General features: G+C 42.5%; 13 protein-coding genes and 1 pseudogene. 4 read left to right on the top strand and 10 right to left on the bottom strand.

All coding sequences use genetic code 11. The features are described 5' to 3' along the window. Positions 1 to 122: 122 nt before the first annotated feature. The 9 genes and pseudogenes from recA to gpt form a co-directional block, all read right to left on the bottom strand. Entirely contained in the window at positions 123 to 1,190 is a 1,068-nt protein-coding gene (recA, locus tag ACGF5R_RS18940) for a recombinase RecA (RefSeq protein WP_112878357.1), read from the bottom strand. A 176-nt stretch (positions 1,191 to 1,366) separates the two neighbouring features. Beyond that, positions 1,367 to 1,924, bottom strand: a complete 558-nt coding sequence (pncC, locus tag ACGF5R_RS18935) for a nicotinamide-nucleotide amidase (protein ID WP_112878375.1) — start codon at positions 1,922 to 1,924, stop codon at positions 1,367 to 1,369. Positions 1,925 to 1,934: 10 nt separating this feature from the next. After that, positions 1,935 to 3,104, bottom strand: coding sequence for a lysophospholipid transporter LplT (gene lplT / locus ACGF5R_RS18930; RefSeq protein ID WP_112878374.1), 1,170 nt, complete (start codon positions 3,102 to 3,104; stop codon positions 1,935 to 1,937). Between the two features lie 68 nt (positions 3,105 to 3,172). Then, positions 3,173 to 5,050 (bottom strand): annotated as a pseudogene (aas, locus tag ACGF5R_RS18925) (bifunctional acyl-ACP--phospholipid O-acyltransferase/long-chain-fatty-acid--ACP ligase); the annotation flags it as partial. Positions 5,051 to 5,149: 99 nt separating this feature from the next. Further along, positions 5,150 to 5,674, bottom strand: a complete 525-nt coding sequence (aroL, locus tag ACGF5R_RS18920; protein ID WP_112878355.1) for a shikimate kinase AroL — start codon at positions 5,672 to 5,674, stop codon at positions 5,150 to 5,152. 176 nt (positions 5,675 to 5,850) lie between these two features. After that, entirely contained in the window at positions 5,851 to 7,104 is a 1,254-nt protein-coding gene (gene proA / locus ACGF5R_RS18915; protein ID WP_112878354.1) for a glutamate-5-semialdehyde dehydrogenase, read from the bottom strand. A 9-nt stretch (positions 7,105 to 7,113) separates the two neighbouring features. Continuing rightward, the gene (gene proB, locus ACGF5R_RS18910) at positions 7,114 to 8,217 is read right to left on the bottom strand and encodes a glutamate 5-kinase (RefSeq protein ID WP_112896388.1); all 1,104 of its coding nucleotides are present in this window, start codon (positions 8,215 to 8,217) and stop codon (positions 7,114 to 7,116) included. A 200-nt stretch (positions 8,218 to 8,417) separates the two neighbouring features. After that, positions 8,418 to 9,665: an esterase FrsA gene (gene frsA / locus ACGF5R_RS18905; protein WP_387692205.1), complete on the bottom strand. Its 1,248-nt coding sequence runs from the start codon at positions 9,663 to 9,665 to the stop codon at positions 8,418 to 8,420. Positions 9,666 to 9,678: 13 nt separating this feature from the next. Beyond that, the gene (gene gpt / locus ACGF5R_RS18900) at positions 9,679 to 10,140 is read right to left on the bottom strand and encodes a xanthine phosphoribosyltransferase (RefSeq protein WP_112878352.1); all 462 of its coding nucleotides are present in this window, start codon (positions 10,138 to 10,140) and stop codon (positions 9,679 to 9,681) included. Positions 10,141 to 10,520: 380 nt separating this feature from the next. Between gpt and pepD the strand changes: the two genes are divergently transcribed. Continuing rightward, a complete protein-coding gene (gene pepD / locus ACGF5R_RS18895) occupies positions 10,521 to 11,996 on the top strand; it encodes a beta-Ala-His dipeptidase (RefSeq protein ID WP_387692203.1) in 1,476 nt (491 codons plus the stop codon). A 52-nt stretch (positions 11,997 to 12,048) separates the two neighbouring features. Here the strand turns inward: pepD and dinB are convergent, their stop codons facing one another. Beyond that, a complete protein-coding gene (gene dinB / locus ACGF5R_RS18890) occupies positions 12,049 to 13,104 on the bottom strand; it encodes a DNA polymerase IV (RefSeq protein WP_387692201.1) in 1,056 nt (351 codons plus the stop codon). Between the two features lie 241 nt (positions 13,105 to 13,345). Here dinB and ACGF5R_RS18885 point away from each other — a divergent pair, with 241 nt between their 5' ends. From ACGF5R_RS18885 to ACGF5R_RS18875, 3 genes are all read left to right on the top strand, one after another. Then, positions 13,346 to 15,676: a TonB-dependent hemoglobin/transferrin/lactoferrin family receptor gene (locus ACGF5R_RS18885; protein WP_112878348.1), complete on the top strand. Its 2,331-nt coding sequence runs from the start codon at positions 13,346 to 13,348 to the stop codon at positions 15,674 to 15,676. 601 nt (positions 15,677 to 16,277) lie between these two features. Continuing rightward, positions 16,278 to 16,592 carry an antitoxin of toxin-antitoxin stability system gene (locus ACGF5R_RS18880; protein WP_112878347.1) on the top strand — a complete coding sequence of 105 codons (315 nt, stop codon included), beginning with the start codon at positions 16,278 to 16,280 and terminating at the stop codon, positions 16,590 to 16,592. 161 nt (positions 16,593 to 16,753) lie between these two features. Next, a complete protein-coding gene (locus ACGF5R_RS18875) occupies positions 16,754 to 17,158 on the top strand; it encodes a type II toxin-antitoxin system YafO family toxin (protein ID WP_112878346.1) in 405 nt (134 codons plus the stop codon). Positions 17,159 to 17,329 lie beyond the last annotated feature (171 nt).

Here is a 17,329-nt window from a genome sequence, read left to right as displayed (position 1 = left end):
ATAATATGGATAATACTTGCTTTCTGAGAGAAGAAACCGCGTCATTATTAACGCGGTATAAGTTTGATGACAAAACTTTTACAGCTTTGAATACAAGAATAGAGACTACCGATATTATTAGATTAGAATTCTTCGTTATTCATCTCTTCGTTTTCATTGGCTTCATAATCAGAAGCAGCACTATTGAATTCGCCGGCATTGTGCAACAGCATTTCACGTAATTTTTTATCCAGCTCAGTAGCAACTTCAGGATGTTCTTTCAGGTAAATGGTAGCATTCGCTTTGCCTTGACCAATTTTATCGCCATTATAGCTGTACCATGCGCCTGCTTTTTCCACCAATTTATGCTTCACACCTAAATCGATTAATTCACCATAAGTGTTAATGCCTTCGCCATACATAATCTGGAATTCTGCTTGCTTAAATGGCGCTGCCACTTTGTTTTTTACCACCTTAACACGGGTCTCGCTACCAACGACCTCTTCGCCATTTTTCACAGAACCAATGCGGCGAATATCCAGACGAACAGAAGCATAGAATTTCAGCGCGTTACCACCGGTGGTAGTTTCAGGGTTACCAAACATGACACCAATTTTCATACGAATCTGGTTGATAAAGATCAACAACGTATTGGAACTTTTCAAGTTACCGGCCAGTTTGCGCATTGCCTGACTCATCATTCGAGCTGCCAGCCCCATATGAGAATCACCAATTTCCCCTTCTATTTCGGCTTTTGGTGTTAAGGCAGCAACGGAGTCTACGATAATGACATCAACAGCGCCGGAACGTGTTAACGCATCACAGATCTCAAGAGCCTGTTCCCCCGTATCGGGTTGAGAACACAACAGGTTATCAATATCAACACCCAACTTCTTAGCATAGATAGGATCAAGAGCGTGTTCAGCATCAATAAACGCACAGGTTTTACCTTCACGTTGTGCCGCAGCAATCACCTGTAATGTCAGCGTTGTCTTACCAGAAGATTCCGGGCCATAGATTTCAACAATACGCCCCATCGGCAGGCCGCCAGCACCTAATGCAATATCCAGTGACAATGAACCCGTGGAGATAGTTTCAACGTCCATTGAACGGTCTTCGCCCAAACGCATGATGGAACCTTTACCAAACTGTTTTTCAATTTGGCCTAGTGCCGCTGCTAGTGCTTTTTGTTTATTTTCATCAATAGCCATTTTTACTCCCTCGTAAGCAATGAAAGGGCTCTCTCACTGCCGATGAATAATTTCTGATACTAAAACATTGTTTGTAATTATACTGTATAATCATACAGCATCAAGTTAATTTTTTATACCCGTTATCTTTCAAGTTGCCTCTTTGTTGGCTGCACTCGCTCACCCCGGTCACACAGTTACCTATGCTCCCGGGGATTCGCTCCCTTGCCGTCGCGATCCATCTTGAAATCCATTGGGTATATAATCTCTGATAACAGTGTTTTCAGAGAATAAATGACAGCTTGAAGGCGTACTTCATTTCGATCACCATTAAAACAACAACGGCGAGACACAACTTCTACCCCATTTACCGTTAGATATGCAAACCCAAACCACACTGTACCAACAGGTTTTTCTTCGCTGCCACCATCAGGCCCGGCAATGCCACTGACCGAAACCGCCAGATCTGCCTGCGCAGCTTTCAGTGCTCCTACGGCCATTTCTCTCACAACCTGTTCACTGACAGCCCCATATTGCTGTAAAACGGCTTCTGACACACCAAGCATCTGATGCTTAGATTTATTACTGTATGTCACAAAGCTTCGGTCAAAATAAGCAGAGCTACCGGCAATATCTGAAATTGTTTTCGCCAACCAGCCACCGGTGCAAGATTCAGCGCAAGTCACCCACAGTTTTTGCTGTCTCAGCTTCTCTCCCAGTTCAATACTAAGCTGAGTCAGAATTTTTTCACTCATAACACTCTCTTTATCCGGTAAAAGATCCATTTCTTTGAAACCGGTTCCAAATCCACAAACTCGTGATTGTCAACGCCAACAGAGTACCAAAGCCTATCCCTGTTGTAACAACCGGGACGCCTATTTTAATAACCAATGAATACAAGCCAAGCATCAATAACATGGCGATATTCTCACCCAAATTCTGTACTGCAATTGCATAACCCGCCCCAATCGTTTGTCTGCCACTTTCCTGCAATAATGCATTCAGTGGAACAATAAACAAACCGCCAAAAATACCGAGAGTGATTAATAAGACGTAGGAAGCCCAAATACTTTGCTGAACAGCAAAAATGACCACCATCACGCCGATTAAAACACCAGCAGGCATACAACGGTGGACTGTTTTAAGGGTGATGAAACGGGCAGCAATACCTGCACCAATAATAATGCCGACAGCAACCATCACATTAAGTATTGTCGGCGTGCTATTGTCAGAAATTCCCAGAACAACAGGTACCCATAAGACCAATAGGAATCTCAATGTGATACCCGCTCCCCAGAACAAACTCGTACCAATTAAAGAAAATCGAGCTCCTTTGTTATGCCAAAGAATACAACAAGATGAAGCAAAGTCTGTCAGCACCTTTTTCAGATTCCAGCCTTTATCCTGACGCACCGCCGATAATCGAGGGATAAAGAAATTAGCGACAACAGCGATACCATACATCAGTGCACAAACAAGCAGTGCGACAGCCAAATTCCAATCAGACAAAAAACCGCCAGCAACAGAGCCCGTAAGAATGGCAATTATCGTTGAAGCCTCCATCAAACCATTAGCCTTGACTAAACGATCACCATCGGTCAATTCAACCAAGATTCCATATTTAGCCGGTGAATATGATGCAGCCCCCACGCCCACCAAGGCATAACCCAGAAATGGATCATATCCCAGGCAAATAGTAAACGCGCCCAACAACTTTAGGCTATTAGCAAACAACATCACACGATCTTTCGGGAAACGATCAGCAATTTGCCCCACAAAAGGCGCCAATAGGATATATGCCAAGACAAACACTATCTGTAATATTGGCTGGCTCCAGTCAGGATAAAACTGGGCTTTCAATTGCGCCAGGATCGCAAACAACAGCGCATTATCGGCAAAAGCCGAAAAAAACTGCGACACCAATACAGCTTTCATACCGCGGGTTAATAGCGGTTGAACAACGGAGGATGCATTCACGATTATTGTTCCTATTCAGCTTCACTTTCCAATAACACGATTTCTTCCTGTTTAACAAAATGTTTCCCCTGACCGAGGATAGTACAGAATCCCTGTTCATCAATTGAAACAATATCTCCAGTATCGAACCAATCAAACTGAATATTCCCATGCTCATCTTTTGCCGCCGGTGGTTCTAAATGATTTGGATCTTCCACTCTCAGATACCCTTTCATCATATTTGGGCCACGTAGTTGCAAACGTCCCCCCGTCTTAATTCCTGCTACCGGAATCAAACGGGATTCCATTGCTGGCAAAATCCGCCCAACAGTACCGACCTTAGCCATCATCGGCACATTTAATGCAATGACAGGCGCACATTCTGTCATGCCATATCCTTCTAAAATGCGAATACCGAATTTGTCTTGCCAAATCTGTTTAGTATTTTCAGTGAGCTTTTCAACACCGGCTATAACACAACGAAGACGCGCAAAATCATACGGATGAGCAAAATAGGCATAATTCTCCAGGAAAGTGGATGTACCCAATAATACGGTACAGTTACATTCATATACCAGTTCTGGCACTACCCGATAATGCAATGGATTTGGGTAGAGGAATATTCGACTACCAGACAACAGTGGAGTGAATAAGCCAACAGTCAATCCAAATGCATGAAATAGCGGTAGAGAAGACATAAAACGGTCAAGTGGATTGAAATCAGTAATGGTTTTTATCTGTTCCACATTGGCTAACAAACTCGCGTGACTGTGAACTACACCTTTTGATACAGCTTCTGAACCGGACGTAAATAGTACCAAAGCATCATCATCTGGTTTTTGTGCCACCATCGCTTGCTTCGGAAAAAAGAGGTGCCACAAGATCCATAATTTATCCAGAAAAGTCACTGTACCTTCCAAATCCTCAAGATAAACCCAGTTAATCTCAGTAACCTGCTCAGATAAATGTGTTAATCGCTCCTTTTTCAGAAATTGCCGGGAAGTCACGATAGTTTTAATACTGGCAACCGCTAGCGCATTCTTCAATCCATGACTGTCGGTTGTATAGTTTAGTAAAGCCGGTATTCTTCCTCTCAAAGATGCCCCGAATATCGCAGCGACCATAATAGTGGCATTAGGTAAAAGAAAACCAATCCGTTCCCCCTGGCAGGTAAAACGCTGCAAAATACGACTGGCAGCCAGTACTTTTTTAAGCAGACTGTTATAACTCTCTTCTTTAAAAGAAACATCTTCAATACAGGGCTTAAAACGACCAAATTGTTTTCGTGCAACCAATAAAGATTCAAATATTGTTTCTTGCGGTCGGGTCGCCATTCGTGCATTCATCATTATTTCATGCAAACGCTCACCGGCTAAACGACGTCGTTGCTCCGAACTAGACGCATCCGGCATCGGCAATTGTGCCGCAGGCAGGATTTTCATTGTCACCTTCGGAAAAAGGTGAAGTTTGAAAATACCTTTTAATCGGCTGAATAGGGTTCTTTCTAACCCTTCAAAACGAACAGGAACCACAACGGCTTCGGATATCGCCGCAATAAAAGCTGCCCCATCATAGATTTTCATCAAAGAACCGGTAACAGTAATTCTTCCCTCAGGAAAAACAACTATTGGTCGTCCTTTTTCTATTTCCTTAACCAGTATCCTGACAGCCATTGGATTTATTGGGTCTAAGGGAACTATTTCAACATAGCGCCTTACCAGTTTCATAAAACCACGATTTGCAATGTTGGAATAGACAGCAAATACTGGCTTAACCGGCAAGAAAAGTGTCAGCAAAACACCATCAAGAAAAGAGACATGATTAGGCGTGATAAGGCATTTGGGGTGGTTAAATTGTTTAATATCTCCTTCTATTGTTAAACGAAACATTAAACGAAAAACAAGCCTTAGAAATTTAAACAACATATTCGTATCTCAACCCATTTGAAAAAATAAATAGAAGATACTATTTATTCTTCGACACTGTAATATTCCTATTTCTCTATAAAAAATACTAAAATAGTGTCAGAAAACTATTCCAGAGAACATAATTTCTTTCACATAAGTTGTAATTTTTTCCGGTGAAAGTTGCGCATTAATAATATGGTTCGCACATTCACAGTAGAGATTTTCTCTGGCGGCAAGCACTTCTTCCATTTCTTCAATAATAGATTTTCCCGTCAAACTAGGGCGTTGGGTACTTTCTGGTTGCTGCATTAATCGCTCAGCCAAAATGCTCGCTGAAGCTTGAAGATAAATCACCGTGCCATTTTGTCGCATATATTGGCGATTTTCAGCGGAAAGAATGATCCCACCACCGGTAGAAATAACACAATTGCTTTGAGTAACTTGTTGTAAAGCTTGACTTTCTAATTGCCGAAATTGTTGCCATCCTTGCTGGTTAACAATATCCTCAATGGTCATGTTACTGGTTTGTTGGATATGGTGATCAGTGTCAATAAATGTGTACGATAATTCATTGGCTAATAATTTTCCAACCGTCGTTTTTCCTGCCCCACGTGCACCTACAATAAATAATATTTGGTTCACTGCCTGATATCCTTGATAAATTTCATCGTTAAAAATATATTAACGCCTATAGTAACCAGAACTTTACATCAACGTAAAATTAAAAGTTAATATATACGGTAAAAGCTACCCCAAAAGCATGATCTTACCGAAACTTCAATATAACCAGACACGCTTCTGGGGTAACAGTAAACACATTACTTACGGATTAAATCATCTCCATAACCAATCCATTTATACGTAGTCAGCGCATCTAATCCCATTGGACCACGGGAATGCAGTTTTTGCGTACTAACGGCAACTTCCGCTCCCAAGCCAAACTGGCCACCATCAGTAAAACGAGTGCTAGCATTCACATAAACCGCAGCAGAATCAACCTGACGAACAAAATAGTCAGCATTGTGCAAAGATTGAGTCAAAATAGCATCAGAATGGGACGTACCATATGTACGAATATGATCAATTGCCTGCCCCATATCACTAACAATTTCCACATTCATATCCAGAGATAACCACTCATCACAGTAATCTGCTTCTGTAACATCCACGACCTTAGCAGGTCCATCTTTCAAAAACACCATTGCTGATTTACTCGCATGCAGAGTAACTCCCTGTTCTTCCATGCGCTTGCTCAATGCAGGCAGAAAATCAGCCGCAATCTTCTGATGTACCAGCAAGGTTTCCAAAGCATTACAGGCACTTGGCCGTTGTACCTTAGCATTAGTGATTACAGTTAATGCCTTAGCAAAATCAGCACTTTCATCGACAAAGGTATGACAAACGCCAATTCCACCCGTAATAACTGGAATGGTCGATTGCTCACGGCACAGCTTATGCAACCCTGCCCCACCACGTGGAATCAACATATCCACATAGCGATCCATTTTTAGTAGCTGAATAACTAACTCACGGTCCGGTTTATCTATCGCTTGCACGGCTGCGGTAGGTAATCCACTCTGTTCAAGTGCCTGCTGAATGACTTTCACTGTCGCTTGATTGGTGTTATGAGTCTCTTTACCTCCACGCAAAATAACTGCATTACCGGTTTTCAAACACAGAGATGCAACATCGATGGTGACATTAGGGCGCGCTTCATAAATCACCCCGACCACACCCAGCGGTACACGGCGACGCTCCAACCTCAAACCACTGTCAAGCAAACTGCCATCAATGACTTCCCCTACCGGGTCAGATAAACGGCATACCTGACGAACATCGTGAGCTATCGCTGTCAAACGTTCTGGCGTCAATAATAGACGATCCAACAGTGCTTCGCTCATGCCCTGTTCACGAGCCTGAATCATATCAAGCTGATTAGCTTCAAGAATGATTGCACATTCCTGCTCTAGCAAATCTGCAATGCGGATTAATGCCTGATTTTTCTGTTTTGTACTTAGCTGTGCCAGTTGCCATGCAGCTTCCCTGGCAGCCTTTCCCATTTGTTCTAACATTATAAATCCTTAACTTACGATCATGTCGTCACGATGAACCGCAACAGCACCATATTCATAACCGAGGATTTGGCTTATCTGTTGTGAATGGTGGCCTGCAATTAAACGTAGAGCATCACTGTTATAACGGCAAACACCATGCGCCAAATCTTTACCAGACAGACTACGAATGCAGATAACCTCTCCACGGGAGAAATCACCTTTAATATTTTTAATCCCTTTCGGTAATAAAGAGCTGCCTTTTTCGCAGATTGCTGTCTCAGCGCCATGATCTACAATAATTTCACCCGCTGGAGGTGCGCCAAAAATCCAACGCTTGCGATTTTCCATCGGGCTTTCCAACCCATGAAAGCGAGTACCTACTGGATTACCTTCAATGACATCAGAGATGACATCTGGTTTATTACCCGCGGCAATAATGACATCAATACCAGCGCGACCTGCAATCCCCGCAGCTTGAAGTTTAGTTGCCATTCCTCCCGTCCCTAAACCCGAAATGCTATCACCGGCAACCATACGTAATTCATCGCTGATGTCATAAATTTCCGGGATAAGTTTTGCGTCTGGATTGCTACGCGGATCAGCGGTATACAGCCCTTCAATATCCGTCAGCAATAGCAACTTATCGGCTCCCGCCAGAATTGCCGCTAGTGCAGATAAATTATCATTATCACCAACTTTAATTTCCGCCGTTGCAACTGCATCATTCTCATTAATTACAGGCACAATGCGATTATCGAGCAAAGCCTGTAAGGTATCTCTGGCATTTAAAAAACGTTCGCGATCTTCTAAATCCGCCCGGGTCAATAACATTTGCCCAACATGGATACCATAAATAGAAAAGAGCTGCTCCCACAACTGAATCAACCGACTTTGACCGACCGCCGCCAGCAATTGCTTGGAGGCAATTGTTGCAGGTAGATCCGGATAGCCCAAATGTTCCCTCCCTGCCGCAATAGCACCGGAAGTCACAATAATAATGCGATGACCTTTTTCATGTTGCTGAGCACATTGCCTTACCAGTTCTACAATATGAGCTCGATTCAGGCGACGAGAGCCGCCTGTCAGTACACTCGTCCCCAGTTTCACAACCAATGTTTGGCTGCTATTCATCATATTTTTGCCATTAGATTTAAATTAAAAAAACAGTGCTCAGTTTTAACAGGAGAGAAGCGTTATGCCAACAGGCATCATAATGCTAAATTGAAAAATATAGGAGCTTAGAACAAATTAATGCTGTTCACTTCACCCGAAAGCGCATGAAATTTTTATAAAATAAAGCAGCTAATAATCAACAAGTAACGGAAATTTCATCAACAGACTTTATTTTTCAACCATTGACTAATCTCCCATAACGCCTTATTGAAACTGTTATAAACAGGCGTTGTCGGAATAGCCAGTAATTTACTATCCATTGATGACATTGCTATCAGCTTAGATTCTTCTTTCGGGCTGAAAATATCATTCTGCCAATAACCCGCTAACATAGGAACGGAACAACGCCGACCTAACAAACCTTGTTTTTTAAGGGAGTAACAGCCGAGTTCGAGACGAAACGCCTTTTCATCCACATTATAAATACCCAATCTGCTAGCAAACATATCAAGATACATCGAAGGTGAATTTTGTTGACGTTCAACGCTGCTGAGCCACTCATGAACGATAGCGCCAAGAGTTGCAACACCCTTGATACGTTTAAATTCCAAATAGGCCAACCGGACGGCAATATTGGCACCAAAGCGAAAACCAAATAGGCCAATCCTGGAGTGGTCAATCCAAGGAATTTCATCCAGTTGATGGATGATTTGTTGATGGAGAATACAAGTATCCTGTGTCAGCCTCAGACGTGAAGAGTAACCAATCGAGGGCATATCCACAGTTAACATCGCAAATCCAAGCGGCGCCAGATAATCACGGAATAGCCGATAATAATCGCTTTGCAAATTATCCAAACTGCCACAAACCAAAATAGTTGGAGAAGGCCTTTGCAGTTGCTGAGGCAGATGAAGGAAGCCAGTCACACAACCACCTTCCTTGAGTTTGAACTCTATTTTCCTCAACTGATAGCCAGAACAACGAGCCGCATTTTCATAAGCTTTATTGGCTAGAATGACGGCCTGCTGAGACAACTCATCACCCTTAAGATGGGGATAACCAGCGATGCTATACAAATTAGCCGCTTTCAACCAGAAATTGCCAGCTTCTGAGATCTGCTCTACCTGCAACGCTCTCTGTTGCCACAACATCGCCTGATGTGACCACTCAAAAACCCAGTTACCTTTACGATACCCAATCACAGTATCCAGTAAATTATCATCACTGCGCTGCGCGTTTGTCATGGCAATCCGGCACAACACTTCTTCTATTTCAAACGGATCAATTTCTCGCCAAATCCACATCAGCCGGTTAATCATACGATACCAACTACCATGACTATTACCATCCAACGTACTGTAATTACCCGCAATTAACCGGGGATGGCAGTGCTTTACCAGCGTGGAAGTTTCCTGATGTTTTTGTCTTGGCTTAAAAAGTGATTCTGAAAGGTTCTGGTTTGCCATAACAATGCTGACGTTATTTACCTTCACAAATTGGCGGAACGAATACTACACCCATATCCCAAGGTTGCTCGATCCAAGTATCTTGAGGAATATCAACAATATAATCATCAACCAGAGGTTGGCCTGCCGGCTTTGCAAAAATAGTCACAAAATGGGCTTTTGGATATATTTCACGGATGGCCTGAGCAGTACCTCCAGTATCAACCAGATCATCCACAACGATAAAACCTTCACCATCACCTTCTGCTTTTTTCAGAACTTGTAGTTCACGTTGATTATTATGGTCATAGCTGGAAATACAGACTGTATCTACATGACGGATACCCAATTCACGCGCTAAAAGCGCCCCAGGCACAAGACCACCCCGGCTAACGGCAATGATACCTTTCCACTGTTCGATAGGGAGTAAACGTTGCGCCAATTTACGGGCATGTATTTGCAACATATCCCAAGTTACGACATATTTTTCGCTCATAAAAATTGATCCCGACAACTTAAAAATACTTTAGAAAAGCATCTGGCAAAAAAAGTTGCGCGAATTATAGTGACTTAGGTCTGTAAAAACTAGCGGAAACAAGGAATCGATGAATCGTATTATTCTTAACAAAACTAAAGTGGTATTCTGAGTCCAATAACATCATGGCGTTAAGCGCTCATCATATATACCCAATGGATTTCAAGATGCATCGCGACGGCAAGGGAGTGAATCCCCGGGAGCATAGCAAACTATGTGACCGGGGTGAGTGAGCGCAGCCAACAAAGAGGCAACTTGAAAGATGACGGGTATAAAAACTATTTATCGGGTAGAGAGTAGTATTTCCATCTTAATTGAGATGCAGTCATAGGAGATTCGTCGTGTCAGAACTATTACAATCAGAACTATCACAATTATCCCCTCAACCTCTATGGGACATCTTTGCCAAAATCTGCTCTATTCCTCACCCTTCCTATCATGAAGAAGCCTTGGCAACCCACATTGTTCAATGGGCGCAAGAAAAAGAGTTGCACGTTGAACGTGATCAAGTCGGCAATATTCTGATCAGAAAGCCAGCCAGTAAAGGGTTGGAAAATCGTAAGGCGGTTGTTCTGCAAGCACATCTTGATATGGTGCCGCAGAAAAACAACGATACAGTACACGATTTCACTCAAGATCCTATCCGTCCTTATGTTGATGGTGAATGGGTTACTGCCCAAGGTACAACTCTGGGAGCTGATAACGGTATTGGCCTGGCATCAGCGTTGGCTGTACTGGCTGATGACAATGTAAAACATGGCCCTATAGAAGTTTTATTGACCATGACAGAAGAGGCCGGAATGGATGGCGCTTTTGGCTTGCAACCGGGCTGGCTGCAAGCTGATATCTTAATCAATACCGATTCAGAGGAAGAAGGGGAAATCTACATGGGTTGTGCTGGAGGTATCGATTTTACCACCACTTTAGCATTGACTCGTGAAGTTGTTCCGGCTAACTACAAAACACTAAAACTGATAATCAAAGGGCTAAAGGGCGGGCATTCCGGTTGTGATATTCATTTAGGACTGGGTAATGCCAACAAACTACTGGCTCGCTTCCTTGCCGCCCATACTCAGGAATTGGCGCTAAAACTGCTCGACTTCCAAGGCGGTACGCTGCGTAATGCCATTCCACGCGAAGGCCATGTTATTGTTGCTATCCCTGCCGATAAAGCAGCACAGCTTACTCAACTGAAAGATGAGTACTTAGGTATACTGAAAAATGAGTATGCCGTCGTTGAGAAAAACCTGACTGTATTACTGGAAGAGGTCGAAACCGACATTCAGGCATTAACTGATGACTGCCAAAGCCGTTTTATCTCATTGCTAAACAGTACCCCTAATGGTGTTATCCGTATGAGTGATGTCATCAAAGGTGTAGTAGAAACTTCGCTAAACGTGGGCGTTGTGGCGATGGAACAAGATAAGGTAAATCTCATTTGCTTAATCCGTTCGCTTATCGACAGCGGCAAGTCTTATGTCATAGGTATGCTCTCTTCGCTAGCTCAACTGTCGAATGCTGAGATTTCCGCTAAAGGTGATTATCCCGGCTGGCAGCCAGATGCAAGTTCTCCGGTAATGCACTTAGTACGTGAAACTTATCAGCAGTTATTCGACAAGATACCTAATATCATGGTGATCCACGCCGGACTAGAATGTGGCCTATTCAAGAAACCTTATCCTGATATGGACATGGTATCTATCGGGCCAACCATTACGGGCGCTCACTCTCCTGACGAACAGGTGCACATCAAGAGTGTCGGGCAATATTGGCAACTGCTGACGGCAATTCTGAAAGCTATTCCTGAAAAAGCTTAATCAGCTCTCCCCTGCCTCAATGTGATGGCAGGGGAATTACCATTCAAGCAAGTTACCATTCAAATAAAAGTTGCCGCTCAATTTCTGGATCCTGCAAAGTTACGTGCAAACCCACTAAACGAACGCCACGCCCTTCCCGACGAGATGTCCATGTTTTCTGGGCCAATTGCAGTAAATCCTGTTTATCCAATAGTGGATGAACATGTTCCTGAGTGGTTAGTTGAAAATCATCAAATTTCAGTTTAACCCCCTGACGAGCAATCCGCAGATCAGGTTTAACATTACTTAATCGTTTTTCTAATTCCAGATATAAACTTCCCATCAGTTCAGTGCACTGTTCCCAATGATGAATATCTCTCGCAAGTGTCCGCTCCACACCAATTGATTTTCGCAGACGGTCTGGATTCACTAATCGCTCATCAATACCGTGACAACGATCCCAAAGTACCTGACCAAATTTCCCCAATTGTTTCACCAAAACAATCACGTCATATTTTTGTATATCAGAACAGGTTTCCAGCCCCATATTAGCCAGCCGTTGCACCATGACTTTGCCAACCCCCGGAATTTTTCGCAAAGGTAAAACCTTAACAAAATCAGCCACTCGATCAGGAGGAATGACATATTGCCCATTCGGTTTATTAATATCAGAAGCGATTTTTGCCAAAAATTTCACCGGCGCAATACCGGCTGATGCCGTCAATTGTAATTCATCAAAAATGGATTTACGGATCTCCTGTGCGATAAGCGTGGCAGATCCATAACAATGATGGCTATCAGTGACATCTAGATAAGCTTCATCCAATGACAGAGGCTCTATCCACTCAGTATAACGAGACAATATCTGATGGATATGCCGGGAAACCTCCCGATATAGCGCCATACGCCCCGGAAGAACTTTAAGCTGAGGACAGAGTTTCAACGCCATTGCAGTAGACATTGCACTACGTACTCCAAAACGACGGGCAGGATAATTAGCTGTACTAATAACACCCCGCTTGTCTGCACTGCCGCCCACAGCAATGGGAATATGACGAAGTGACGGATCATCACGCATTTCAATAGCTGCGTAGAAACAATCCATATCAATATGAATAATCTTTCGCATTCTGCTTTAGCCTATCAACAATGACTGTATAAACATACATAAAAATAGACTCAAGAGCAATCTAGTAACAACATCAAGAGTTATTGTTAACAGATGCTTTTAGCTCAGATTTGAAGATATCTTGAACAACAAAATAATTAATACCGTTATTAACTTTTTACTGCCCGATTCCTTGCGTTAAGTGACCTATCCTGTAAGTGCAACTTTTCTATTTAACGACATTTCAAGGATGCTTATAACAATGAAAAATAGCGGGAAACCACAAAAAACCTCAGCTACAGCGACTACACAACCAATTAATCGCACTCTTCATTATGCTTTATCCAGCATAATTATGCTGAGTACTGGCCTGCCAGGTTATCTGGCCGCCCAGGAAAATGGAGAACAAAAATCAAAAGAAAAACCGGAAAAATCAGAGAAAGTCATCACACTTTCCACACTTTCTGTTATTGGCGGATTGAATAACAGCGTCAGTGCTGGAAGCTCAGTATTGAAAAAAGAGGATATTGAACGCACCCAGGCAGATAATATTGCCGAGCTGCTCGATCAACTCCCCGGCGTTTCTATGTCAGGATCGCCTCGTCCAGGCGGCCAAACTTTGAATATCTGGGGAATGGGCGATACCGAAGACGTTAAAGTCACTCTGGATGATGCACCAAAAGGCTTCGAGAAATATCGCCAAGGCTCTATCTTTATTGAGCCAGAATTAATCAAGCGAGTCGATGTCGATAAAGGCCCACATAATCTACTTGATGGTAATGGCGGATTTGGCGGAACAGTTAAAGTTGTCACCAAAGATGCCAGTGATTTATTACGGCCTGGAGAAGATTTTGGTGGATTGTTGAAATACAGTTATCACACCAATGATCGCCAAAATATTTATAGCAGCGCAGTCTATGGCCGGACAATAGAAGGCTTTGCTGACGGCCTGTTATATATGAGCAAACGAGATGGCGGCAACATTAAACGACCGGATGGCACCCGTTTTGCATTCTCTAAAAGTGATCAGGCATCCTACTTACTGAAAACGAATTTTTACCTGAACGATGCTAATACATTAACACTTTCCGCTATGCGTTCTGATTCTGATGGTTGGCAGCCGTGGGCAGCAAAACGCGATGAAATAGTTACTCCATCAGAGGCCCATATTAAGAAATATGGTTGGGATGAAGCCTGGCGTCGTAAGCTGGTTTATCGTGATCAAACAGACCAAAATTACACTGCTAAATGGAATATTGCACCAGAAGACAATCCGTTACTTAACCTGACAGCAACTTATGCCTATTCGAAAACAGAACAGCATGATAAGCGGCCAGTCAATGCAGGAGCAGTTGCTAGCATAGGAAATCTTGGTAATGAAAGTTGGATCGACTATGTGGATAATCTTGTTGATATCAATAATAAAATGGCTTTTATGACTGGAGCGATAGAGCACACGCTCCTAACTGGTGTTCGTTGGCATAAAAATCAGCGTAACACATTAATGTATTACAAAAATCAGAGTAAAAATCCAGCCTATAATTATGGCTATTTCCAACCATATCAAATGCCATCAGGAAAACAAGAAACTCATAGTTTCTATCTACAAGATGCAATGACTATTGGCAGTGTCACCGTCACACCGGGAATTCGCTATGACCATATCAAAAATACGGGCAAGGAAAACATTGCTGCCGTTTATAATGATAAATCGCCCAAAATAGGCCACGATTATAGCAGCGTCACCTATACCGGCTGGTCTCCTCATTTAGGTATTATGTGGAAAGCAACACAAAACCTATCACTATTTTCTGATATTAGCCATACATGGCGTGCCCCACTGGTAGATGAGCAATATGAAGTACAATATGCACAGTCAAGTGTTACAGCCACCAGTCGTAATCTAGATGTAGAAAGAATGACTGGACTCCGCTTCGGTGCAATTCTGGATTTTAATAATCTGCTGACAGCTCAGGATAGTTTACAGATCCGCACCACTCTATTCTACAACAGAGGTAAAGACGAAATATTTACTGGCCGCAGTAAGATTCACTGTAAAGCTCAAGCAAACGGCGCACCAGAATCCGCTTGCAGCAAGCCCTTACCCAATTATCGTAATTTACCGGGATACTCCATTCAGGGGCTAGAAATCGAAACCTTCTATGATAGTAGTTACCTATTTGGCAAATTCTCTTTCTCAACAATCCGTGGGCAAAGGGATACCTCTCCTATCAATCCGTGGTGGAACCGTAAAACCTGGCTTAGAGATATTCCACCTACCTCTGCCCATACAATGCTTGGTGTAAAAATTCCTCAATGGCAAATGGCTGTTGGTTGGACTGGTGATTTCATTCGCAAACAAGACCGTTCTCCTACAGATGGCGATCCAGATGCAGGTCATTGGGCATTACCAAAAAGCAAAGGTTATGCACTGCACGGCTTATTCGCCAGCTGGCAACCCAATTTCTGGCAAGGTCTTGAAGCACGTGTCACAGTAAATAACCTGTTTAATCGTGATTATCGCCCATACCTCAGTGAATCGGTTTCCGGGATTGGACGTAACATTAAATTCAGTATCTCCCAGAAATTCTGATTTCTCACCTGATAGTTCCCTCTTTTTGAGGGAACTCAGACTGCTAACCAACCCATTTAAAATTTCGTTTTATCGGAAACTTTTGATAGCGTGTTATCGGCTGATTCGTTTTCTCTGATACTTTAATAATGCTTTATTGCATCAACGATGGTAAAAGTCTGGCAAATTAATCAGCCAGAACAGTTAAACGGGCATTTAAACGTTTAAATAAAACCGTAGAAAAACAACGTTATTGGAATGATTAAATCAATGTAAAAAAATTTAAACCCGCGTATTTAAGGTGTTGGTTTTGCATAATAAATGCAACATAATAATACCGCAAATAACCTGGTTAATATTCATTTAAATCATTTGGTTGCGGATTTTGTTACCCCCTATTTTTAATGATTTAATCGGTTTATGAAAAAGTTTATTCCCCGGTTGAAAACGTTATTAAAATCGGTTTCTTGAAACTCTTTATCTATGGGAACCTCAAAGATTGCCAAACAGCTAAAGATAGGCCGATAAACGGTCTACAAGATACTGGTTTCAGATTAAATATAGAGCTATATTTAGCCCTATATTTAGTATATTTTATAATTTTTCTGAATGGAGGTTTACCATGTTGCAGAAAGTCATGTGTGGCTACACAACAGCTATCAGTAAGTTTAAATCCAATCCCAGTGCAGCACTGGCAGAAGCCCAGGGAGATGCTATTGCTGTTTCATCTAACAATCAGATCCAGTTTTACGCCGTTCCTGCCGCACTTTTTGAAGAGATGAGCACGCTTTGTGAATATGCACAACGGGGAAGTACGGAATTGAAAAGCATCCCGGCCAATTTCACCGGAGAAGGGCTAAATATGAATAAAATAACCACTAAGATGGCTGCAAAAATCAAAGAGGGAATGGCCGGGGACTACGAAGAATGGTCGTAAGATATGGACCTATCTCTCCGAAGAAAGGACACGACCAATCTTTAGTGATCTGCTGGTGATGAACAGCGCCCTTCGTCTCCAGCAGATCATTTTCACCTTAGTGAAAATGAAATAAAGAAAATAACGGAAAAGTCAATAAGCAATTAAAAGGAAACTCTGCGGTGATAAGAATATTCACGCACCGTGTTTTAAAAGAGGCTTTAGGCGAACAGAAAACCAAGGCGCTGGTTGATGACTTTCGGGCCTATAAAGAGGGAAAAGGCTTACCCATTACCTTTGGTCGAGACGTTCCCTACCGGTTTACGCATAATCGATCTTACCTTGAATTGCAGCACCTGCATTTCAAAGACAAAGGATTTCCACTCAAACTGGCGCAATTTAAACGAACCAGTGGTTATGTTTTGGTTTATTGCCTTGGTTTTTTCGACGCCAACACCTATCTGTTAATCGCGATTATCAAACACTGGGATCACAACAAGCCCAATGATGTAGCTGAAACGGACAGGGATATCCATTTAATGAACGAGCTGGAAAAAATTGCCGAAGGCTTTCGGGAAAAATACTAGTCTGACGGTAACAAGTGAACATTTGTTACTCCGATTTTTCATGATTGATGATTTAATGGGTTTAATGGGTTTAATGGGTTTAATGGGTTTAATGGGTTTAATGGGTTTAATGGGTTTAATGGGTTTAATGGGTTTAATGGGTTTAATGGGTTTAATGGGTTTAATGGGTTT

The sequence above is a fragment of the Photorhabdus sp. RM71S genome (genome assembly GCF_042879355.1).
In the GTDB taxonomy this organism is placed as follows: Bacteria; Pseudomonadota; Gammaproteobacteria; order Enterobacterales; family Enterobacteriaceae; genus Photorhabdus; species Photorhabdus kayaii.
This window is presented reverse-complemented; position numbering and strand designations above follow the sequence as displayed.